The organism is Grimontia kaedaensis (assembly GCF_023746615.1).
Classification (GTDB): domain Bacteria; phylum Pseudomonadota; class Gammaproteobacteria; order Enterobacterales; family Vibrionaceae; genus Enterovibrio; species Enterovibrio kaedaensis.
This window is the reverse complement of sequence record NZ_CP082275.1, coordinates 554,200-576,776: the sequence shown is the minus strand read 5'-3', so window position 1 is coordinate 576,776 and position 22,577 is coordinate 554,200. Positions and strand designations below refer to the sequence as shown.

At 49.0% G+C, this 22,577-nt stretch carries 23 protein-coding genes; 5 read left to right on the top strand and 18 right to left on the bottom strand.

The window, feature by feature from the left end; translation table 11 throughout:
• Positions 1 to 88: 88 nt before the first annotated feature.
• A complete protein-coding gene (gene yfiH, locus K6Q96_RS02870) occupies positions 89 to 826 on the bottom strand; it encodes a purine nucleoside phosphorylase YfiH (RefSeq protein ID WP_251877637.1) in 738 nt (245 codons plus the stop codon).
• 2 nt (positions 827 to 828) lie between these two features.
• A complete protein-coding gene (gene rluD / locus K6Q96_RS02865; RefSeq protein ID WP_002540051.1) occupies positions 829 to 1,806 on the bottom strand; it encodes a 23S rRNA pseudouridine(1911/1915/1917) synthase RluD in 978 nt (325 codons plus the stop codon).
• Positions 1,807 to 2,002: 196 nt separating this feature from the next.
• On the opposite strand from rluD, the gene bamD reads away from it, so the two are divergent.
• From bamD to pheA, 3 genes are all read left to right on the top strand, one after another.
• Positions 2,003 to 2,734: an outer membrane protein assembly factor BamD gene (gene bamD, locus K6Q96_RS02860; RefSeq protein ID WP_002540052.1), complete on the top strand. Its 732-nt coding sequence runs from the start codon at positions 2,003 to 2,005 to the stop codon at positions 2,732 to 2,734.
• 365 nt (positions 2,735 to 3,099) lie between these two features.
• Positions 3,100 to 3,441, top strand: coding sequence for a ribosome hibernation-promoting factor, HPF/YfiA family (hpf, locus tag K6Q96_RS02855; protein ID WP_002540053.1), 342 nt, complete (start codon positions 3,100 to 3,102; stop codon positions 3,439 to 3,441).
• 272 nt (positions 3,442 to 3,713) lie between these two features.
• A complete protein-coding gene (gene pheA, locus K6Q96_RS02850; RefSeq protein WP_002540054.1) occupies positions 3,714 to 4,886 on the top strand; it encodes a prephenate dehydratase in 1,173 nt (390 codons plus the stop codon).
• Positions 4,887 to 5,014: 128 nt separating this feature from the next.
• On the opposite strand, the gene tyrA is transcribed toward pheA, so the two are convergent.
• The 10 genes from tyrA to ffh all read right to left on the bottom strand — a co-directional run bounded on the left by tyrA (position 5,015) and on the right by ffh (position 13,406).
• Positions 5,015 to 6,142 (bottom strand): bifunctional chorismate mutase/prephenate dehydrogenase, encoded by a 1,128-nt coding sequence (gene tyrA, locus K6Q96_RS02845; RefSeq protein ID WP_251877635.1) that lies wholly within the window; start codon positions 6,140 to 6,142, stop codon positions 5,015 to 5,017.
• Positions 6,143 to 6,147: 5 nt separating this feature from the next.
• On the bottom strand, positions 6,148 to 7,224 hold the full coding sequence (locus K6Q96_RS02840) for a 3-deoxy-7-phosphoheptulonate synthase (RefSeq protein ID WP_002540056.1): 1,077 nt from the start codon (positions 7,222 to 7,224) through the stop codon (positions 6,148 to 6,150).
• 561 nt (positions 7,225 to 7,785) lie between these two features.
• Positions 7,786 to 8,169 (bottom strand): DUF2799 domain-containing protein, encoded by a 384-nt coding sequence (locus tag K6Q96_RS02835; protein WP_046306459.1) that lies wholly within the window; start codon positions 8,167 to 8,169, stop codon positions 7,786 to 7,788.
• A 71-nt stretch (positions 8,170 to 8,240) separates the two neighbouring features.
• The gene (locus K6Q96_RS02830; protein ID WP_251877633.1) at positions 8,241 to 8,816 is read right to left on the bottom strand and encodes an HdeD family acid-resistance protein; all 576 of its coding nucleotides are present in this window, start codon (positions 8,814 to 8,816) and stop codon (positions 8,241 to 8,243) included.
• A gap of 219 nt (positions 8,817 to 9,035) precedes the next feature.
• Complete coding sequence (gene yjjG, locus K6Q96_RS02825) at positions 9,036 to 9,710, bottom strand: pyrimidine 5'-nucleotidase (RefSeq protein WP_251877631.1); 675 nt, start codon at positions 9,708 to 9,710, stop codon at positions 9,036 to 9,038.
• Between the two features lie 117 nt (positions 9,711 to 9,827).
• The gene (gene rplS, locus K6Q96_RS02820) at positions 9,828 to 10,181 is read right to left on the bottom strand and encodes a 50S ribosomal protein L19 (RefSeq protein WP_002540060.1); all 354 of its coding nucleotides are present in this window, start codon (positions 10,179 to 10,181) and stop codon (positions 9,828 to 9,830) included.
• Positions 10,182 to 10,207: 26 nt separating this feature from the next.
• A complete protein-coding gene (gene trmD, locus K6Q96_RS02815) occupies positions 10,208 to 10,963 on the bottom strand; it encodes a tRNA (guanosine(37)-N1)-methyltransferase TrmD (protein WP_062666308.1) in 756 nt (251 codons plus the stop codon).
• Positions 10,964 to 11,000: 37 nt separating this feature from the next.
• Complete coding sequence (gene rimM, locus K6Q96_RS02810) at positions 11,001 to 11,528, bottom strand: ribosome maturation factor RimM (protein ID WP_046306468.1); 528 nt, start codon at positions 11,526 to 11,528, stop codon at positions 11,001 to 11,003.
• 31 nt (positions 11,529 to 11,559) lie between these two features.
• Positions 11,560 to 11,808, bottom strand: a complete 249-nt coding sequence (gene rpsP / locus K6Q96_RS02805; protein WP_002540065.1) for a 30S ribosomal protein S16 — start codon at positions 11,806 to 11,808, stop codon at positions 11,560 to 11,562.
• A 221-nt stretch (positions 11,809 to 12,029) separates the two neighbouring features.
• Positions 12,030 to 13,406: a signal recognition particle protein gene (gene ffh, locus K6Q96_RS02800; protein WP_251877628.1), complete on the bottom strand. Its 1,377-nt coding sequence runs from the start codon at positions 13,404 to 13,406 to the stop codon at positions 12,030 to 12,032.
• Positions 13,407 to 13,668: 262 nt separating this feature from the next.
• On the opposite strand from ffh, the gene K6Q96_RS02795 reads away from it, so the two are divergent.
• Together K6Q96_RS02795 and K6Q96_RS02790 are read left to right on the top strand one after the other, a co-directional pair.
• Positions 13,669 to 14,466 (top strand): cytochrome C assembly family protein, encoded by a 798-nt coding sequence (locus K6Q96_RS02795; protein WP_251877626.1) that lies wholly within the window; start codon positions 13,669 to 13,671, stop codon positions 14,464 to 14,466.
• 146 nt (positions 14,467 to 14,612) lie between these two features.
• On the top strand, positions 14,613 to 15,887 hold the full coding sequence (locus K6Q96_RS02790; protein ID WP_251877624.1) for an HlyC/CorC family transporter: 1,275 nt from the start codon (positions 14,613 to 14,615) through the stop codon (positions 15,885 to 15,887).
• Positions 15,888 to 15,968: 81 nt separating this feature from the next.
• On the opposite strand, the gene K6Q96_RS02785 is transcribed toward K6Q96_RS02790, so the two are convergent.
• From K6Q96_RS02785 to K6Q96_RS02760, 6 genes are all read right to left on the bottom strand, one after another.
• Positions 15,969 to 17,069: an ABC transporter ATP-binding protein gene (locus K6Q96_RS02785; RefSeq protein WP_251877622.1), complete on the bottom strand. Its 1,101-nt coding sequence runs from the start codon at positions 17,067 to 17,069 to the stop codon at positions 15,969 to 15,971.
• Between the two features lie 5 nt (positions 17,070 to 17,074).
• On the bottom strand, positions 17,075 to 17,956 hold the full coding sequence (locus tag K6Q96_RS02780; RefSeq protein WP_062666298.1) for a carbohydrate ABC transporter permease: 882 nt from the start codon (positions 17,954 to 17,956) through the stop codon (positions 17,075 to 17,077).
• Positions 17,943 to 18,848 (bottom strand): carbohydrate ABC transporter permease, encoded by a 906-nt coding sequence (locus K6Q96_RS02775; protein WP_165018774.1) that lies wholly within the window; start codon positions 18,846 to 18,848, stop codon positions 17,943 to 17,945. Before K6Q96_RS02775 ends, K6Q96_RS02780 begins: the two co-directional genes overlap by 14 nt.
• Positions 18,849 to 18,931: 83 nt before the next feature.
• Positions 18,932 to 20,176, bottom strand: a complete 1,245-nt coding sequence (locus tag K6Q96_RS02770; RefSeq protein ID WP_251877620.1) for an ABC transporter substrate-binding protein — start codon at positions 20,174 to 20,176, stop codon at positions 18,932 to 18,934.
• 62 nt (positions 20,177 to 20,238) lie between these two features.
• Positions 20,239 to 21,306 (bottom strand): LacI family DNA-binding transcriptional regulator, encoded by a 1,068-nt coding sequence (locus tag K6Q96_RS02765; RefSeq protein ID WP_251877618.1) that lies wholly within the window; start codon positions 21,304 to 21,306, stop codon positions 20,239 to 20,241.
• Positions 21,307 to 21,913: 607 nt separating this feature from the next.
• Positions 21,914 to 22,522 carry a transglycosylase SLT domain-containing protein gene (locus K6Q96_RS02760; RefSeq protein ID WP_251877616.1) on the bottom strand — a complete coding sequence of 203 codons (609 nt, stop codon included), beginning with the start codon at positions 22,520 to 22,522 and terminating at the stop codon, positions 21,914 to 21,916.
• Between the last annotated feature and the right edge of the window lie 55 nt (positions 22,523 to 22,577).

The following is a 22,577-nucleotide window of genomic DNA, read 5'->3' as shown; positions in this document are numbered from 1 at the left end:
TCGATAATAGCTTTGATGTTGCTTAACGAAAAAATGGGAGCGGCTACGGCTGATTTCAAGTTGAGTGGCGAAAATTTTGTCGATTTGGTTAATCGCGTTCTGTACCGATCCAGATACAGCTGGCCTGACGGCCTGTACGCTTTTCTCCACGGTAGGAGAAGAAGGTTTCCGGATCAGAGACTGTGCAGTGTTCTCCGCCATAAATCTGGGTCACACCTGCGGATTGGAGTCGCTGCCTTGCCAAAAGGTAGATATCTGCCAACCAACGATCGTTGTGTGGCTTGAACGCTTTTTCAGCGGCTGCATCGTGCGCCATAAATTGCTCACGCACTTCACTACCCACTTCAAAAGCGTCAGGGCCGATGGCAGGGCCAAGCCATGCCATCACTTTACTTGGTTCATCAAACTGACTGAGTGTTTGTTCCAGCACACCGTTGACCAAACCACGCCAGCCTGCATGTGCCGCGCCCACCTGTGTCCCCTCTTCGTTACAAAAAAGCACAGGCAGACAATCTGCAGTCATTACCACACACACCTGCCCTTGAGCTTCCGTAAAGGCGGCATCGGCATCCGGCACCTCATCAACAGCCAAAGGCAAAGTCACGACTTCTGTACCATGAACTTGATTCAGCCAGGCTGGAGATGTCGGCATCGACATCGCTTCTGCCAGTGTTTGGCGGTTTTTCACCACGAAATCACTGTCATCGCCCACGTGATCGCCTAAGTTCAGGCTATCAAAAGGAACAGGGCTGACACCACCTTGGCGGGTGGTGCTCACAGCTTTAATCCTTGAAGGCGCGGGCCAGTCTGGCGTGATCCAATCCATGATCAGTAGTCCTCGTCTCCGTGCTCTAAGGTGTCTGCACGCAGTACTTCAGTCAGTTTCACCATGTCATCTGGGATTGGTGCGTGCCATTCCATCATTTCTTTGGTGGTAGGGTGTTCAATACGCAACATGACAGCATGAAGTGCCTGACGGTCAAACTGACGCAACGTCTGGATCAGCTCATCTCCCGCATTGCGTGGCGGACGCGGACGACCACCATATAACTGATCACCCACCAGAGGGTGGTTCAGGTATGCCATGTGAACACGGATCTGGTGCGTACGGCCGGTTTCCAGACGAAGACGCAGGCGGGTGTGTGCACGGAAATGCTCAACCACACGGTAATGTGTAATTGCTGGTTTACCGAGCTCCTGAACAGCCATGTGTGTGCGTTTGGTAGAATGACGGCCGATTGGCTTTTCAATCATGCCACCGCCGGTCATGTTACCAAGTGCAATCGCTTCGTACTCACGGGTGAACTTCTTACGCTTTTGCAGTGCGCGAACCAAACGTGTTTGGGTCGGGATATTTTTCGCTACCACCATCAAGCCGGTGGTATCTTTATCCAGACGGTGCACGATACCCGCACGCGGTACTTCAGCGATATCAGGGTAATGGAAAAGCAGACCGTTCAATACGGTACCGTCAGGGCAACCGGCACCAGGGTGTACCACTAAATCACGCGGTTTATTAATAACGATAATATCGTCATCTTCATAAACGATGTTCAGTGGAATGTCCTGCGCTTCCCAACGCTGTTCATCTTCGATTTCTGCCTGAACGACGATGGCTTCACCACCCATCATTTTCAAACGTGGTTTGTTGACGATCTCACCATCGACGCTTACTTTGTCGGCCAGAATCCATTCTTTGATGCGTGATCGGGAATAATCCGGAAACAACTCTGCCAGTGCCTGATCCAGACGCTGACCCAGTTGATTCTCATTTACTGTGCTGTTTAACTCTAACTGCTGTGCCATAACGAACTTTTTGATTCTCAATGAGACTAATACCAAGTGGTATTGATGTAAGCCCTCGGGCTCAGTCACGTTTACCAGTTGGTATTATATCTGGTCGATGGGTAGAATAGCCCACAATCGCGCCATTGTAGCTTTTTGCGGCTGTCTCCGTAATGGCAAAGGCTGAAAATATTCTTTCAAGGAAGCAACTGTAGTAATGAAACGCCTTACTTTATCCTCTTTACTTGCTATTTCCCTGCTGGCTGGATGTTCAAGCACGGAAGAAGTTGTCCCTGATATTCCGCCTTCTGAGCTGTATCAGGAAGCGCAGGTTTCCCTTAACGAAGGCAGTTGGAACACCGCAATCCAAAAGCTTGAAGCTCTGGACTCACGCTACCCGTTTGGTGCCTACTCAGAGCAGGTTCAACTGGATTTGATTTACGCTTATTACAAGAATGACGATTTGGCCTTGGGTGAGGCCACCATTGACCGTTTCATGCGCATGAACCCGGGTCACCCTGAGATGGATTGGGTACTCTACATGCGCGGCCTGACCAACATGGCACAGGACAGAAGCTTCATCCACGATATGCTGAATATGGATCGTGAAGACCGCGACCCTGAGCCAGTGCGCCGTGCGTTTGTGGACTTCCGCCGCCTGCTGGATCGATACCCGGACAGTGATTACGCCGCTGATGCAGCAAAACGCCTTGTCGCGCTGAAAAACCGTCTGGCAGATTACGAACTGGCCACTGCCGATTTCTATGTTCGCCGTGAAGCCTGGGTTGCTGTGATCAACCGTTGTCAGCAAATCCAGCGTGATTTCCCAGATACGGATGCCGCGAAGAAATCTCTTCCGTTGATGCTTAAAGCCTATGAAGAGCTGAAGCTGGAAGAACCTGCCCAGCGGACCCGCGAGTTAATGAAACTGAATGGTGTGGATGCCTAATAGCTCCCTTCAAACTAAAAAGAAAAAAGCAGCCTGATGGCTGCTTTTTGTTTAATTGGGTGTGAGATTGTTTGTCCGGGCGAAATAGTGAACTGCTGCATTCTTCGCCAAAGCCTTCTTTAGCACGAACAAAGTCCCTAACGTTCAGTGTTCGTTAGCGACCTTAACCTCTTCATCTTGCACCACTTCTTTTGCTCGATTCAAGCACTTTCCGGACTTTTTAAACCGAAGTTAAACACAGGATCACAAATCCCCTGACCAATAAAATTTCGCGACACAAAGGTGATTTAGATCACATTATTTCCTCTCCAGAAACGTAATCTGAAAGTGAGCCCAGCAAAGGGCAAGCAAAAGAGGAAACATCTATGAGAGTAGAAATTACTGGTAAAAACATCGACATCACTCCTGCCATTCGCGATCGCATTACGTCTCGTTTTGAAAAGCTAGAGAAATGGCAAGTCGCTCTCATTAACCCTCATGCTGTCATCAGTGAAGAACCAGGTAACAAATTCAAAGTAGAAGCTGGCGTGTCTATGCCAGGTGCAAAATTGATTGCCTCCGCTGAGCATGAAGATATGTATGCCGCCATCAATGAAGTGGGCCAAAAACTGGAGAAACAGCTAAACAAACAAGCTCACAAAGGCGAAGCACGCCGCGCAAGCCATGCAGGTGTGGAAGTACCGGAAGAAGAATCTGAAGCTATCTAATCTATCCAGAGGATTAAACCAGTCAGCCCCGCCAAGTGCGGGGCTGATTCGTCTTGACATGACAACGCCGTCCCAATATGGTTGAACAATAATTGAACCAACAAGATAAAGTATCGATGTCGCAAACCACTTCGTTTTTCTTTCGCTTCTTTTTCCGCTTCTGAAGAGGTGGGGCGTAAGGGCGAGCATCGATAACGACAGATTCCCGAAGGCCTCCCTCAGAAAGGGAGGCTTTTTTGCTTTGGGCGCTGAATAATGAGTAGGAACAAGGAATGAGTAAACCAACATTGTCACTTGATGAAATACGGGTGAATGTCAGCCGTATCGATCAAGAGCTGCTGTCACTGCTGGCAGAACGACGTAAGCTGAGTCTTGAAGTCGCTAAAAGCAAAATCCAAACCCAAAAGCCCGTCCGTGATGTTGAACGTGAGCAGGCACTGCTTGAGAAGCTGGTTGCCAATGGGAAATCCCACGAGTTGGACCCACAGTACGTCACCAAAATTTTCCACACCATTATTGAAGACTCTGTGCTTTACCAACAGGCATTCCTGCAACGCCTAGCCAACCCAGACAATGAACAACCGCTTGCCCGCGTTTCTTTCCTTGGTGGCAAAGGCTCCTACTCCAATCTGGCAACCCGCAACTTTTTTGCACGTAAACATACCAAGCTCGCAGAGATCCAGTGTTCAAGCTTTAAAGAAGTGCTGGAAATGGTGGAAACCGGCAATGCCGATTACGGAGTACTGCCGATTGAAAACACCAGCTCGGGTTCGATTAATGATGTTTACGATCAACTTCAGCACACCCGCTTGTCTATCGTCGGAGAGATCACCCAGCCGATTGAACACTGCCTTCTGACCGCAGTAGACACGCAGATTGACCAAATCGAAGTGCTTTACTCGCATCCGCAGCCTCATCAACAATGCAGTGAGTTCGTGCGATCTCTGGGCAGTGGTATTAAACAAGAGTATTGCTCCAGCACCGCGGAGGCGATGAAAGAAGTCGCAGCCATGGCCCAGCCAAATGTGGCTGCGATTGGTAATGCGGCAAGCGGTGAACTTTATGGTCTGAAACCACTGAAGTTCGGCATCGCCAATCAGCAGGAAAACCACACCCGCTTTATCGTCGTCGCACGTAAGCCTGTAGAAGTCACTGCGCTGATCCCTGCAAAAACCACCTTTATCATGTCTACCGGACAATCTGCCGGTTCTCTGGTGGAGTGTCTGCTTGTACTGCGCAATCACGGTATCAACATGACCAAACTGGAATCGCGCCCTGTGCTTGGCAACCCATGGGAAGAAATGTTCTATGTGGATGTAGAAGGTAATATGCGTACGGATGTGATGAAAGAAGCATTGGAAGAACTCACCAAGATCACTCGCTACATTAAAGTACTGGGTTCTTACCCGATTGAGAACGTTGCCCCAACAGAAATCGACGTTTAACGATACTCAATACTAGAGTCTGTTGATCCTGGAAACAGAAAAGGAGCCAATTGGCTCCTTTTGTTTTATCTCGGGCAGCTTATACCAATCACAGTGGGTAGATGATCAGATATTTACTACGATTGGTATTAACCGCGGTGCGTGGTGTCATTCGCCTGACGAAGCAGGTTCTGACTTTCTTTCATAAAGCGCGGAGCAAAGTCGCCGAACCAGTTTTCCACCTGGCTGAACACCTGAACAAAGCCTTGCTTGTCTTGCTTGTCGAGCAGCTTAATCGCCTCGCCAAAACGCGCGTGGAAACGCTTAATCATGTCGATGTTTTGCGTCGAGGACATGATGATATCCCCGTAAAGCTGGGCGTCCTGAGCAAACAGTCGGCCCACCATCGCCAGTTCAAGGCGGTATATTGGCGAGCTAAGCGCTGTAAGCTGCTCCAGATTCGGATTCTCTTCCGCCAGATGCAGACCATACACGAACGAAGTAAAGTGGCGTAACGCTTGGATCAGCGTCATGCCCTGATCGTGCTCAATCGCGCTAATACGGTGCAAACTCGCACCCCAGATGCGAAATTGCTCAAGCAGCCATTGGTACGCTTCCGGATTTCGCCCGTCACAGTACACAATCACTTGTTTAGCGAGACTTGAAATATCCGGACCAAACATAGGATGCAAACCCACCACTGGTCCTTTGTGTGATTCCAGCATGGCCTGCAGAGGTTCACTCTTGATGGAAGTCAGATCTACCAAGAGGCAATCATCGGGCAACTGACCTAATGAGCGAATAACACTGTCAGTTTTATTGATAGGCACGGTGACAACCACCATGCCTGCATCAGAGAGTATTTCTTCAGCTTTGTCCCAATCTTTCGAGCCCAATACCTTAACGTCATAGCCAGACAGTCGGAAAAGCTTGCAGAACACTTTACCTAACTGGCCATGGCCACCCACCACCACGATAGAACGCAGATCCGGGTTCAGGCATTTAAATCCAGAATCGTTTTCACTGGCGTAAGATTCGCGCATGGTGCGACGAAGAATATCTTCAATCAGATCCGGCGGAATCCCACGAGAAGCAGCTTCTTCACGACGTGATGCCAACATAGCAGCTTCACGATCCGGCGCATAAATCGGCAAACCGTGTTTGCTCTTCACCTCGCCAACTTCCGCGACCAATTCCAGTCGGCGTGCCAGCAACTCGACCATTTGTTTGTCGACTTCGTCAATTTGATCCCGAAGTTGGGTCAACTCTGCAACCATGTGGCTTAATGTCCTTGTAAACGCTGTTCCAGGAAAGGTGTCAGTTCATCATGGGCACGGCGCAGCAGGTTTTCAGTATCCTGCCAGTTGATGCATGCGTCGGTAATAGACACCCCGTAAGCCATCTCTTCACGCGGCAAGTCCGCAGACTGATTGCCTTCGTTGATGTTGCTCTCAATCATCAAACCAATGATGGATTGGTTTCCTTCACGGATTTGGTGGAACACATCTTCAGCAACAAGTGGCTGACGACGGAAATCTTTTCGAGAGTTGGCGTGGCTGCAGTCTACCATCAGTGAAGGCTCAAGCCCTGCCCCTTTCATCTCATTTTCGCATTCTGTCACCGAAACTGAGTCATAATTGGTCTGCTTGCCACCACGCAGAATCACATGACCATCCGGGTTGCCCTGAGTTGTCAGCAGCGCAACCTGACCTTCTTTGTTAATTCCCATGAAACGGTGACCAGATGCAGCCGCCTTCATTGCATTAATGGCCGTTGCCAAGCTGCCATCAGTACCGTTTTTGAAGCCAATTGGCATGGAAAGGCCACTCGCCATTTCGCGGTGAGTTTGAGACTCAGTCGTACGCGCGCCAATCGCCGCCCAACTAAACAGATCGCCAATGTATTGCGGGCTGATTGGATCCAAAGCTTCTGTTGCCAGTGGCAGACCCATGTCAGCCAGTGTGATAAGTAGTTCACGGGCTTTATGAAGACCTGCCTCTACATCGAAAGAGCCATCCAAATTTGGATCGTTGATGAGTCCCTTCCAGCCAACCGTGGTGCGTGGTTTTTCAAAGTAAACTCGCATCACGATGTAAATCTGATCGTTCAGGGTTTCTGAAAGCGCCTTGAGGTTTCTCGCGTATTCAATCGCCGCATCAGTATCGTGAATCGAGCAAGGACCACACACGACCAAAAGGCGGTGATCTTTCTTATGGATGATATCTGCAATTTCCTGACGCGCTTTTGAAATAAAGGCCAGCGTCTCTTCCTTTACAGGTAGCTTGCTGCGCAGTTGGTCAGGGGTAATCAGAACCGTTTCGTCCTGAATGTGTACGTTAGTGAGCAGATCTCTTTCCATGACATTTTTCCTTTCTGAATCTATTTTGCGCATTGAATGGGTATTTATCACGCAACTGCCCATACAATAACAATCTGAGAGATGAATGCAATAGATCGTAAAGATAAAATAACAACGTAAATATATATTTACATAACAGTGTAAAGGTCAAAAATAAAGGCTATATCACTGACTTCATCAATTAGCATATTGGAAATAATTTTGTAAACCCTAACGTACAAAATAGAAAAAGACCTTTCAAAAAGGCCTTTTTGCTTGGGGTTGCTATTTTGATAGGGGCTGTTGACCTTTGGTGATGATTTTTGCAGCAGTTTGTGGGGATTTTATGCAAGGCAGAGGCTTCGATGTGTAGCAGGCCTACATGAGAAGCCGATAACGCAGCAGAAACTCCCCACAAACGCTGCCCGAAGGGTTCGACTGCGCGTCCCGTACTCTTAGCGTTTTATGCTTTGTTGAGGTGTATTTGCTTAGAATGACTAGGCGGCACACACCTCGCCGCGCCTAAAACGCTAAGAGCCAGAACAAAATTTAACCACCAAAGGTCAACAGCCCCTGGGTCAATCAGAAAGTCTGGTCAGCTGATTGGAAGTCCTCAAAGCCTCTCTGCCATTGCATCTGAAAGCGAAGACCATCAGGTCTGTTGGCACACACACCCAAATACTGCATGCCCGACAAACCAATGTCATAGGCATTGTCTAGGCTGCAATAGCGATCAACACCTTCCGCATAGCCAGACTCGTAATCGCTCACATCGACATTCTGTCCACCAGCACGCTGTGCCAGCTCATTCAGATCAGACATTGAACGGGAAGGGATACCTCTAAGACCGTCCTGCTCACCGACTGCCTGCCAATCGCCTTTCTTTACCAAAGACTCTGCATCTCCAACGGATGCGCAGCCAACGATCATCAACGCAACCAGTGACACCAAGGATTTTTTCAACATCCTGTGTTCCTTAAGATTGATTTGGAAAGTGTCACTATATACCGATTCAGTGGAAAGATGCAGAATTGGTGTCATGCATTTTCTTTTAATCCCTTGAGCTTAAAGGAGAGTGCCACGAACAAGACACCAAAAACAAATGCGTACATCGCAATCACCCATATAAGGGCCGTCGCACCTGCAGCGGGATTAGACATCAGAAAGCCACCGAACAGAATGGAAATAATACCTCCGAGAATAAGCAGCCACTCTCCGGCAATCTCTTTCCTAAGCCTGATCGCAGCGATGATCTCCAGCACACCTTTCGCTATCGCCCAAACTGCTATATAAAACAGCAAGGCAACCGCAGTGAGTCCCGGCACTGTAAACGTCATAATCCCGGCCGCGATCCCGACCACACCCCAGAGCATCAGCACCACCCAGTTGTCCCGTTCTTTGCGCTCCATGATGGCTGTCCACACCTGAAGTGCGCCGTCCACAAATGCAAAAATACCGAATACCAGAATAAGTGTTTCCACCGACTCTTCCGTCGGCAAGGTCCAGAGCATGAAGCCGAAAATAATGGACGCGATACCACGCAATAACAACACCCACCAATTTCTCGATAGCGCTCCAACCAACTGTTTTTGTAGCGTGTCTGTTGGTTCCATTGTGCTTTCCTCTCAGTATTGTTTTGGCGAAACGCCGCCGAACACCAGCGTTCAGCATGTTGAGAGTGAAGCGCGATTTGGTTGACTGTGATGTGCTAAGTTTGCAACCTGGTATGAAATGGTTAGCTTATGGAACGCAGCGCAAATTTCTTTTGAAGAGGAATGAAGAGGTGCAGCTCAGGACTCAAGCTGCACGAATAAATCCAAACAACCCGAAGATTAATCCAACAATTGAGCGCGGATATCTGCCCATGAAGTGGCAGTAAAAGTTGGTTTAATACCTTCCGGTTTCACTTTGCCATCAACATTCAGCCAGCCAGTGTCGATACCCGCATTGATGCCACCAAGGATGTCGGAATCTGCATTGTCGCCAATCATCAGCACACGCGCTTTATCAGGGTTGCCCATCTTATTGAAGGCATGATCAAAGATAGCGACATCAGGCTTAGCAAAGCCAACTTGTTCTGAAATAACCACCAAGTCGAAGAACTCCTGAAGCCCTGTTTTTTCTAGGCGGATTTGTTGAAGCTGTACAAAGCCATTAGTGATGATACCGAGTTTGGCATGTTGCGCCAGCAAAGGCAGAGTTTCACGTACACCTTCCAAAGGTTCACAAACATCCGCCATGGCATCGAGAAAGCGGCAGTTAAGCTCAGCCGGCGCGATATCCAAGCGTTCAGCCCACACCAGAAAACGGTCTTCTTGAAGCTGCTTCGCCGAGATTTCACCGTTTTGGTATTTCACCCAAAGCGGCTTGTTGACGGTCTGATACTCTGCAAAATCTTGCTCGGTAAAGTTAACGCCTAAGGTTTTGAACATTGCTTGAAGACCCGCGAAAGCATCGAAAGAAAACAGGGTCTCGTCAGCGTCAAATAAAATCCAATCGTACTGCACGTTATATCTCCTTCGTGAAGCCCGCATTATGGCACGCATTTTCCGTCTGCAGAAAAAGAAAAAGCCCGCCTAAACAGGCGGGCTTTCTTTCCCTTTCGGGTATAAACGCCGGAGCGATTATTTCTTAGCCAGACGCTCTTTAATACGAGCTGCCTTACCAGAACGCTCACGCAGGTAGTACAGTTTGGCACGACGTACTGCACCGCGGCGCTTAACAGTAATGCTGTCAACAACTGGTGAGTGAGTTTGGAATACACGCTCAACGCCTTCACCGCTAGAGATCTTACGAACGGTAAATGCTGAATGTAGACCACGGTTACGCTTAGCGATTACAACGCCTTCGTAAGCCTGCAGACGCTCACGCTGTCCTTCTTTAACTTTAACTTGAACGACAACAGTGTCACCTACGTTGAACGCAGGAACGTCTTGTTTAAGTTGCTCATCTTCGAGCGCTTTGATGATGTTACTCATTTTCTATACCCTAGAATAAACTGATACTAAATATCTTTAGGTACTTGTCTGTGTTCGTTAATGAACTCAGCAAGCAGTGATTCCTGTTCGTCAGTCAGAGCTAGGTTTTCCAGGAGCTCTGGTCTTCTGAGCCAGGTACGGCCCAGCGATTCTTTCAATCGCCAGCGGCGAATGTCCTTATGATTTCCGGATTTCAGTACCGAAGGTACTTCCAATCCGTCCAACACTTCAGGACGTGTGTAGTGAGGGCAATCCAGCAAACCATTTGCAAAAGAATCTTCTTCCGCTGACGCAAAGTCTCCGAGGACACCCGGTACAAACCGAGCAACCGCGTCAACCAACGTCATGGCTGGCAGCTCACCGCCACTGAGCACAAAATCCCCGATAGACCATTCTTCATCGACTTCGGTTTGTATAATGCGCTCATCTACCCCTTCGTAGCGTCCACAGATAAGAATCAACTTCTCGTTCTGCGCCAGCTCCTCAACACCTGCTTGGTCAAGCTTTCGGCCTTGAGGTGAAAGGTAAATCACTTTCGCCTTGCCATCAGCGGCTTTCTTGGCAGTGTGAATGGCATCGCGCAAAGGCTGAACCATCATCAACATGCCTGGGCCTCCACCATATGGGCGGTCATCAACCGTCCGGTGTTTGTCGTGGGTAAAATCGCGGGGATTCCACGTTTCTACCTCGAGCAGGCCTTTTTTAACCGCCTGGCCAGTTACCCCAAATTCAGTAACAGCACGGAACATTTCAGGAAAAAGGCTGATTATACCAACCCACATTTTTCCACTCCCATTGCTTTAAATGTTACTGGGGGAATTAAAATCCAGGATCCCAGTCAACTTCGATCCGTTGAGCAGAGCGATCAATCAACTTGATGACTTGCCCATCGAGGAACGGTATTAAACGTTCCTTCTGGCCAAAAGCATCTTTCGGGTTCGCTTGAATGACCAATACATCGTTAGAGCCCGTTTCCAGAATGTCTGTGACTTTACCCAGGTTGTACCCTTTGGTTGTCACCACTTCCATTCCATAAAGTTCGCGCCAGTAGAATTCTTCATCTGACAGCGAAGGCAATACTTCTGCATTGATAGCGATTTCAGCATTTGTCAGTGCCTGAGCGTCTTCACGCTGATCCAGACCTTTCAACTTGCCTACATAACCCTGACCATGGCGTTTCCAGTCTTCAAGACTGAATTCCTGCCATTCGCCACGCACTTTGATAAACCAAGGTGTGTAGCTAAAGATGTTTTCAGCGTTTTCAGTGTAAGAAAAAACTTTGAGCCAGCCACGGATGCCATAAGAAGCACCTAGCTTGCCTACTACAACCTTTTCTTGCTCACTCATTTCTTTTTCTTTCAACCCTGACACTAATCAATTACGCAGCTTTAGCAGCGTCTTTGATCAGCTTAGCTACGCGGTCAGAAACAGCTGCACCTTCGCCAACCCAGTGGTTAACGCGGTCCAGGTCCAGACGCAGCTTCTCTTCTTGACCCTGTGCAACTGGGTTGAAGAAACCTACTTTCTCGATGAAGCGACCGTCGCGAGCTTGGCGGCTGTCTGCAACAACGATTTGATAGAATGGACGCTTTTTAGCGCCGTGACGTGCCAAACGAATGGTTACCATATCGTCCTCTTTGCATTACTAAATTAAATTGGCCCCGTGCTAATACGGGGCCTCGTGCCAAAATAAAGCTCCGGAATTTTACGCTTTCTGTGATCGAATGCAACTGCTTTAGCTAAAAAAGCATCAGCAGTAACTGGACTTCAATCACTTAGCGATTCCGTCGCTCTATCGAATCCCAGCCAGCTTCTTTTATCTGACCGGAGAATAGGTTTTATTGCGGTTTAGCGTGGGAACATACCACCGCCACCACCCATGCCGCCCATCATGCCTTTCATATTGCGCATCATGTTCTTCATGCCGCCCTTCTGCATCTTCTTCATCATCTTCTGCATCTGGGTAAACTGCTTGAGTAGACGGTTAACGTCCTGTACCTGAGTACCTGAACCAGCGGCGATACGTTTTTTACGTGAGCCTTTAATCAGGTCTGGGCGTGCACGCTCTTTCGGCGTCATGGAATTGATGATGGCTTCCATCTGAACGAAGATTTTATCGTCCACTTGGTTTTTCACATCATCAGACAGGTTTGACATGCCCGGCAGTTTGTCGAGCATCCCCATCATACCGCCCATGTTTTTCATCTGTTGAAGCTGGTCGCGGAAGTCCTGAAGGTCGAAACCTTTCTTCTCTTTAAACTTCTTCGCCAGTTGCTCGGCTTTGTCTTTGTCGACATTGCGCTCGAGGTCTTCAATCAGTGACAGCACGTCACCCATGCCAAGGATACGGCTGGCAACACGGTCAGGGTGGAACGGTTCCAATGCATCGGTTTTCTCACCTACACCCAGAAACTTGATTGGCTTACCGGTAATATGACGAACAGACAGCGCCGCACCACCACGTGCATCACCGTCCACTTTTGTCAGTACCACACCGGTTAGTGGCAGCGCATCGTTAAAAGCCTTAGCTGTATTCGCCGCATCCTGACCTGTCATGGCATCGACCACGAACAGAGTTTCAACAGGATTGATTGCCGCATGGACGTCTTTAATCTCGTCCATCATCTCTTCGTCGACGTGCAGACGACCTGCGGTATCGACGATAACCACGTCATAGAATTTCAGTTTGCCGTGCGCCAATGCTTCACTGGCAATATCAACTGGCTTTTGGTCCGGCGTTGATGGGAAGAAATCAATGCCCACATCGCCTGCCAGTGTTTCCAACTGTTTGATCGCCGCAGGGCGATAAACGTCAGCAGAGACCACCAGCACTTTCTTCTTGTGGCGCTCTTTGAGCATTTTACCCAGCTTACCGACACTGGTAGTTTTACCTGCACCTTGCAGGCCCGCCATCAGTACCACAGCCGGTGGCTGCGCTGCCAAATCCAATTCAGAGTTGGATTCACCCATCACAACTTCAAGTTCAGATTGAACAATCTTGATGAATTCCTGACCTGGAGTCAGGCTTTTCGACACTTCCAGTCCAACTGCGCTTTCTTTTACTTTCTTCACGAAGTCACGAACCACTGGCAACGCAACATCCGCTTCCAGCAGCGCCATGCGTACTTCACGCAGCGTGTCTTTTATATTCTCTTCTGTCAGTCGACCGCGACCACTGATGTTTTTCAGCGTACGGGATAGACGATCCGTTAGGTTTTCAAACATGTCCTACTCGCTTATCTACGCGATGGCACCACGTGACCCGAAATCCTGTCAGGTGGCGATAAACACAAAATTGGCGCGATTATATCTCATTATTGCTGCCGCTTACATGCTGCCTTTAACGATAGTTTTAAAGTGGCTTGCAGGCACTTTTCCTAAAATTTGTCGCGGGTAATCTCAAAGATCGGTCCGAGTTGATAGCGACTCTCAGTTGCGCAAGGTATACTGATTCCTTCCTTTTTGACGCGATGTTGTTGAAAGACACATGGATATCTTTTTAGCACTTACCGCTGCTTTGCTTTATTTCGCGGCGCTTTTGCAAATCATTCCCGGCCTGTCCGGACCGAATCAGATCCCAGCCCGCTCGGTGTTTCTGAGTGCTTCTGGTGCGTTGGTGCTACATGCCTACCTGCTTTCTGATCTCATTCTGTCAGGCGGTGGACAGAACCTTAGTATTCTCAATGTCGCGTCCCTTATCAGCTTTATCATTGCTGCGATTACCACCGGGCTCATGTTCAGGATGAGAATTTGGGTGCTATTGCCTGTGGTTTATAGCTTCTCTGCCATCAATCTAACCGCGGCGACGCTGCTGCCTGGTGCGTTTATTACTCACCTAGAAGCACACCCAGAAGTGTTGATACACATTTCTCTGGCGCTCTTCTCGTATTCCACACTGATGATTGCGACTTTATATACCATTCAACTGGCATGGCTCGACCACCAGCTGAAAAATAAGAAGAAGCTGGTGATGAACCCTAACCTGCCTCCACTCATGGCTGTTGAACGACAGCTTTTCAACATCATCCTGATTGGTGAAGTTCTGCTGACACTGACGCTACTGACTGGCCTTGTGTTTGTGCAGGACATGATTGCTCAGGGCAAAGCCCACAAAGCCGTGCTGTCTGCGATGGCATGGGTTGTCTACGGCGTGCTGCTGTGGGGGCACTATCAATCAGGATGGCGCGGACGCCGCGTTATCTGGATCAGCATTGTGGGAGCATTCCTCCTGACTCTCGCCTATTTTGGCAGCCGTTTTGTCCGCGAAGTGATTATCGCAGGTTAACGGTCTCTCAATTCAGACGCCCCTTTTTATAGGCTTTCTTTACCGTAACGGGGCGTTTGTGTATAAAGTTTGCGCAGCAATGTTTGACATGGACGCAAATTCTTGCCCTTAATTAGGGTTGAACCAAACAAGAAGGAACTTGCAATTTGGACGACATATCGACGGGAACGCTAGCGACCGTTTTGGTATTGCTCATCTTTATTTCTGCGTATTTTTCCGGCTCCGAAACCGGCATGATGGCATTAAACCGATACCGGCTTCGACACTTATCCAAGCAAGGGCACAAAGGCGCCAAGCGCGTAGAAAAGCTGCTTGAACGCCCAGACAGACTGATTGGCCTGATCCTCATCGGAAATAACCTGGTTAACATTCTCGCCTCCGCCATCGCAACCATTCTGGGCATGCGCCTGTTTGGCGATCTCGGCGTCGCGATTGCAACCGGTGGCCTTACCCTTGTTATCCTCGTGTTTGCAGAGGTGACACCAAAAACCCTCGCAGCGCTCTATCCAGAACGCGTTTCCTACACCAGTAGCCTTTTACTTAATGTTTTGATGAAAGCGCTTTATCCACTGGTTTGGGTGGTTAATGGCATTACCAACGGCTTTCTTAAAATCTTGGGGCTTGCAACCGATCACAGCGGGAAAGACAATCTGAGCTCTGAAGAGCTTCGTACCGTGGTGAATGAGGCGGGCGGGCTTATCCCTCGCCGTCACCAGAATATGCTGCTGTCGATTCTGGAGCTCGAAGAAATCACCGTGGACGACATCATGGTGCCGCGCAATGAAATCACCGGTATCAACGTCAATGATGACTGGAAAGCCATCATGCGACAGCTCACCCATGCGCCACATGGCCGCATGGTGCTGTATCGCGACAACATTGATGAAGTGGTTGGCATGCTGCGGGTACGTGAAGCCTACCGGATGATGGTGGAAAACGAGTTCAACAAAGAGAACCTGTTACGTGCGGCGGATGAGGTTTACTACATTCCAGAAGGTACGCCGCTGAACGTTCAGATGCTGAAATTCCAGCGCAACAAGCAACGCATCGGTATGATTGTCGACGAATACGGCGATATCATCGGCCTGGTCACTCTGGAAGATATTCTGGAAGAGATAGTCGGAGAGTTCACTACCTCACTGTCACCAAGTCTGGCAGAGGAAATTACCGCCCTACCAGACGGCAGTTTCATGATTGATGGCACGGCGAATATACGGGATCTCAACAAGAGCCTGAATTGGCAGCTTCCCACCGACGGTCCTCGCACCTTAAACGGACTAATACTGGAACACCTCGAAGATATCCCGAGCAGTCAGCTCAGCATCGAAGTGGAAGGTCATCAAATGGAAATCGTGGAAGTGGCAGAGAACATGATCAAACAGGTCAAAATCTTACCTGTTCCCAAAAGCGCGAGCACCTAGACTTAGGGTCTTTTCGGCACTCAATGTGCAATAAAAAACGCTCCTAAGACGGAGCGTTTTTTATTGCCAGATGAACGTGCATCAACGAATTCGGCTACCGCTATCAGTATCAAACAGCACCAGTTTTTCAGGATTAAAACCAAGGTGCGCCATATCCCCTGCGCTTAGCGAAATATTAGCTGGCATTCGGGCAACGACTTCCTTGCCACCCAGCGATGTAATCACATAAGTGTCCGCTCCGGTTGGCTCAGTCACATCAACTTTACAATGCAAAGTACCCTCGCCATCTGCCTGCTCGGTAATGTCTTCCGGTCTCACCCCAAGGCTGACAGTTTTCCCAACATAGGCAGCCAAGTCCGCAAATCCTACATCAAAGGCAATGGATTGATGCTCTCCATCAAACCCTTGCAGTTGCAACATGGTGCGGCTCGCGTCTGCCTCAATGACTTTGGCATCTACAAGGTTCATGGATGGACTACCCATAAAGGTGGCCACAAAGGTATTGGCCGGATTGTCATAAACTTCAGCAGGAGATCCTAGCTGTTGAAGCTCACCATCTTTCATCACTGCAATTTTAGTTGCGAGTGTCATCGCTTCGATCTGGTCGTGAGTCACGTACACAATCGTTGCGCTCAAACGCTGGTGAAGACGTTTGATTTCGGTACGCATATCTACTCGTAACTTGGCATCCAGGTTCGACAAAGGCTCATCAAACAGGAAAATTTTTGGATCACGCACCAGTGCCCTTCCCATTGCCACACGTTGACGTTGACCACCGGAAAGCTGACCAGGCTTTCGGCTCAGCAGGTGTTCAATCTGCAGCATGGAAGAGACTTCATTTATCTTGCGGTCACGCTCTGGTTTGGGAACGTTACGCATTTCGAGTCCAAACGAGATGTTCTGACCGACGGTCATGTTCGGATAGAGAGCGTAGGACTGAAACACCATCGCGATATCACGGTCCGCCGGGTGCAGGTCATTAATCACCACATCACCGATAGACACCTCACCATCACTGATGCTGTCGAGGCCGGCAATCATGTTCAGCAAAGTCGATTTACCGCAGCCTGACGGTCCCACCAGCACCAGAAAATCACCATCATCGATGGCAATATCGATGCCCTTTAAAACCTCTACTTGGCCAAAGCGTTTTTTTACATTATTCAGCGTCAAAGAAGCCATTCACATTATCCTTTTACTGAGCCAGCCATCAGACCGCGTACGAAATAGCGACCGGCCAGGACATAAACCAAAAGGGTGGGCAGTGCCGCAATCATGGCACCAGCCATGTGTACGTTGTATTCCTTTACACCCGTGGAAGAGTTCACCAGATTATTCAGGGCTACCGTGATCGGCGCAGTATCGCCCGATGCAAAAGACGCCCCAAACAGGAAGTCGTTCCAGATGTTGGTGAACTGCCAGATGATGGTCACCACAATGATAGGGCCAGAGCTTGGCAGCAAAATGCGGAAGAACATTTGGAAGAAACCTGCCCCGTCAATCATGGCGGCACGAATCAACTCACTGGGAAACGCTTCGTAATAGTTGCGGAAAAACAGCGTCGTGAAACCCAAACCGTAAATCACATGCACCATCACCAGCCCTGGTGTGGTATTAGCGATCCCCAGAGTACCAAGCACCTGACTCATAGGTACCAGCACCACCTGGAAGGGAATGAAGCAACCAAACAGCATCAAACCGAACACCCATTTGTGCCCTGGGAAACGCCACTTAGTGAGCACATACCCATTCAAAGCACCCAAGATGGTTGAGAGTAAAACACCAGGTACTGTGATGGCGATGGAGTTACCGAAGTAGCCGCTGATCCCTTCGCAGGTAAGACCGATACAGGCTGTTCCCCACGCAGCTTTCCATGGCTCGACCGTCCACACCTCTGGCAACGCCAACATATTTCCCTGACGGATTTCATCCAGCTCTTTAAAGGAAGTCACCAGCATCACGAATAGAGGAAGCAGATACATACACGCGAACACGATGAGCGTGGTATAGATCAGCACACGCCAGAATTTCGCGCCCTGAAACGGGGATTTGTTATCAATGCTCTCCATGCTTGGGCTCCTTCAACTCGCTGTAGAGATAAGGGATGATGATCGCCGCAATGGTCATCAGCATGATGATGGCACTCGCCGAACCCACAGCCATCTGGTTTCGCGAGAAGGTGTACGAATACATAAAGGTGGCCGGCAATGCAGTCGCATTGCCCGGTCCGCCACCGGTCAGCGCAATAACCAAGTCATAGCTCTTAATCGCCATGTGTGCGAGTACGATGAAGGCGCTCAAAAATACCGGGCGAAGCTGAGGGATAATGATACGGCGATACATTTGGAAGGATGATGCTCCATCAAGCTGCGCCGCTTTCAGCATTTCGCTATCGATGCCACGAAGCCCAGCCAGGAACATGGCCATCACAAAGCCGGAGGTTTGCCAGACACCTGCGATTACAATGGTGTATATCGCCATGTCGGGGTTAATCAGCCAGTCAAAGCTGAAACTCTCCCATCCCAGTTCATGCATGGTTTTTTCAAGCCCAAGGCCAGGGTTCAGGAACCACTTCCACGCGGTACCTGTCACGATAAAACTTAGTGCCATCGGGTAGAGAAATATGGGGCGAAGTCCGCCTTCAATGCGGATTTTCTGATCGAGTAAAATCGCCAGTAGTAGCCCCAAAGCACAACAAATCACAATGTAGAGGATGCCGAAAATGGCGAGGTTTTCGAGCGCCACCTGCCAGTTGAGACTGTTCCAGAGTTTTTCATAAGGCCGAACCCCATCGAGGTTATAGTTCGGCAGCATCCGCGAACGGCTGAACGAAATGTAGGTTGTCCAGGCAATAAAGCCATAAACAAAAAAGAGGATCAGCGCGAACGAGGGAGCAATGACAATTTTTGGCAACAGCTGCTGCCAGAACTGGCGCGAACTGTATTTTCCTTGAGAAGCCATAGTTGATCCTTCAAACGACGAGAAACGACTGTCCTTAGAGTAAAAAGGGGAGGGGCTTTAACCCTTCCCCCTTTTCCATTGGATTACTGAGCATCCTGAACGGCAGCAACCAGTGCTTTCGTCGCTTGCTTGGAGTCCATACCGCCGTTGAAGTGGTTGGTTACCACGTCATAGACTGCATTTTTTACTGCTGCTGGCGCCGCGTGGCCGTGGGCCATGCTGCCAACAAGCGTGTTGTTTTTGTTGGCTTCCGCCAGATCCGCCATACCTTTTTTACCACAGGCATCAAACGCATCATTTGGCACGTCAGTACGCGCTGGTACAGAACCTTTCACTACGTTAAATGCTGACTGGAATTCCGGAGACATAATGGCTTTCGCCATGGCTTTCTGTCCGTCCGAATCACCGACATCGAACATCACGAATTGGTCAGAGTTGAAGGTCACCATGCCCTGAGTGCCTGGCATACGGAAACAAAGGAAATCTTCATTCGGCTTTTTACCGGCTTTCAGGAATTCACCTTTCGCCCAGTCACCCATGATTTGCATTCCCGCTTTATCTTCGATCACCATGGCTGATGCCAGGTTCCAGTCGCGACCTGGGAAATTCTTGTCCACATAGCCACGCAGTTGTGTCATACGGTCAAAAATTTTCACCATGGTGTCTGAACCCAGTGCTACTGGGTCAAGGTCAACCATCGCTTTTTTGTAGAAGTCGATACCACCTGTCGTCAACACAACGCCATCAAAGATGGTTGCATCCTGCCAATCCTGACCACCGTGTGCCAGCGGGATGTAACCTGCCGCTTTCAACTTATCAAGCGTGTCAATCAACTCATCCCAGTTAGTTGGCTGTTTTGCACCGACTTCATCCAGCAGCTTTTTGTTCGCCCATATCCAGTTAGTTGAATGAACGTTCACAGGCGCTGAGACCCACTTACCATCGTATTTAGCGAAGTTTTGCAGCGCATTAGGCACAACAGTATTCCAGCCTTCTGCCTCAGCCACACCATTCAGGTTGGCCACCACATCTTCTGCCGCCCAGTCCTGAATATCAAAGCCCAGCATTTGTACTGCTGTAGGAGGATTACCCGAGGTCACGCGAGCACGTAGAACCGTCATTGCGTTACCGCCGCCGCCACCGGCAACTGGCATGTCCTGCCAGCCTACGCCCTGGCCTGCCAGATCGTCCTTAAGCACGTTCAGTGCAGCGGCTTCACCGCCCGACGTCCACCAGTGCAGTACTTCTACATCTTCCGCTTGTACTGAGGTCGCCGTTCCGAATGCGACAGCAGCTGATAGCATTGACATTACCAGTTGATTTTTCATGTTTACCTCGTTTGTTTCGTGACATGACCTTCAGGTCCGTGTACCCAAACAACTTGAAGCGACTACCTGCTACGCAGAGCTTGTTGAACCAAGCCCTTGGGTGCCTGCGTAGACAGTCGCTGGACCAACTCAACACCTACTAATATTTTATTGGGTGTCTGCTGTTGAGCCAGCAAGCGTTGCAGCAAGTAACATGCTTCCCGCGCAATATCTTCTCCCTTTACTCTCACTGTTGAGAGGCCGGGATAAATAAGGCGGGAATCTTCCAAATCATCAAATCCAATAACGGAGATATCTTCACCGGGCTTTTTCCCAGCTTCATGTAAAGCGGTATAGACTCCGTAAGCCACGACGTCGGTAAAGCAAACAATGGCAGTTACTTCCGGTGCTAATGACAGCAACTTAGCAGTTGCGTTGTGCCCACCAGTTCGGCTACTTGGACTCTGTTGGATGTAATCGCCTGGCACATCCAATTCCGCCTCATTCATGGCGTCCATGAAACCTTGCCGACGAAGTTTCAGATCGAAAAACGCTTCCAAGCCACCAACAAAAGCGATGTGTCTGTGCCCTAACTCAATTAAAGAACGCGTAGCCAGATAAGTACCTAGACGATTTTCTGCCATCACCGCTGGCGACAGTGAGTTCTCGACTTCACGCATGATTGAGATGATAGGAAGACCGGTAGCGACGATATCATCAATCCAGCGATTGTCTGTTCCGGGGGCCGGCGTAATAATAATGCCAGCCACATTGTGACCGCGAAGTGCATGAACAAATTGATTCTGACGTTCCAGACTCTCGTTCACATCCATAATCACAGGGATAAAACCCAGCTCATCGAGGTAAGGCTCAAGCCCTTTAATTATTTGGCTGAAATAGGGACTTGTAAGATTGTTGGAGAGGATGGCTACAATTTTAGAACGCCCGCCACGCAGGCTAGCAGCCCCGCCGTTATAGACGTAACCAAGGGTTCTGCAGGCCTCATTGACCCGCTTTTTTTTCTCATCACTGACTGACTCGCTGCCATTGAGTACCAATGAAACTGTAGATTTTGAGACGCCAGCAGCTTTCGCCACATCAATCATCGTGACACGTTTTTGAGGAAAACCCTTTCCATCGTTAGCTTTCATAGCCACCACATCCCAAAAGCACAACATCGAGACAATTTATTCATCACCCATAAAAATGTTTTTGGAACCTTCCATGTGAAATTCTTGTAAAAAAATAGAACAAAAACGCGCCAATTAAAAGATTTTATACGATCAACATCACCATTTTGTTAAAATTAAGTTAATCGTTTACATGTTAGCTCGGATAGATCACGAAATTTCATTGGCACGTGACAAAACCCCAAATGGCTATAATCATGATTCCTGTGTGTTGGGTATCATCAAGCAACTCTGATATGCCCGACCCTCTGCTTTATCAGTCAATGCTAGTCCGTCTGGTGATGGTCAGCGACGACATTAATCTATGCAGCATAAAGATGGGTATTTGAGTCTTTCTATGGAAAATTCACCTAGCCAAACTCATACGGTTAAACACGAAATTAAACTCAAAGCGCCTGATTTCGGGTCTAGATTCGAGCAGACAACGCAAATTCGCAGTGGGTTTTGGACAACCTGAATGAAGGTTCTACGAGTTTTTAAATTTGGGTAGCTATAGGCTAGCTAAACGCGAAAAAGCGCCTGGTCCGGCGCTTTTGGTTGTCTGAAACAGGCCTTTTTGTGAAACCAGCTAGAATGACCACCAGCTTCTACTGTCTTCAAGCTCTTCGCGACAACTTCTCAACTGGCCGCCGTATGTCTGAGCCTGGCGCTCAACTTTTCTCGCTACCTGCATCACTTTCGGCTTGGACTTATAGGTACCGCGCTTAAAGCCGCCTCGTCCCTCGTGATAAGCCAGATACTGGTTGTAAGCGTCCCACTTGGAAATACCGAGTTGCTTTTGAGTCTCACTGGTGTACCAACCGATAAACTGCATCGCATCACCAAAATCAGTACGGGATCCGCCATTTCGAGTGGCTTTCTGGTAATCAGACCAAGCCGGATCCTGTGCCTGCGCGTACCCATATGCACTGCTTAAGCGCCCCCATGGGATAACCCAAAGGACATAGTCTCGTGGGGGTACGGCATCATGCACATAGGAACTTTCCTGTTTCACGAATGCCATAGCGATATGGATAGGCGTTCCCCAGTCATCTTCCATATCCACCGCATCTTCGTACCAGTCATCATACTGACGGAAAATACTACAGAGGTTATCGGGATTTTTCGGCGGAGGTGTTGCACAACCGGTCAATACCAGTGCACAGAGAACAAGCAGCCATTTGGGAGAAACGCGCATGGGTGTCCTTTCTATCGCTTTGTTTGCACATATAAAAACAGGCTGGGTATGCCAG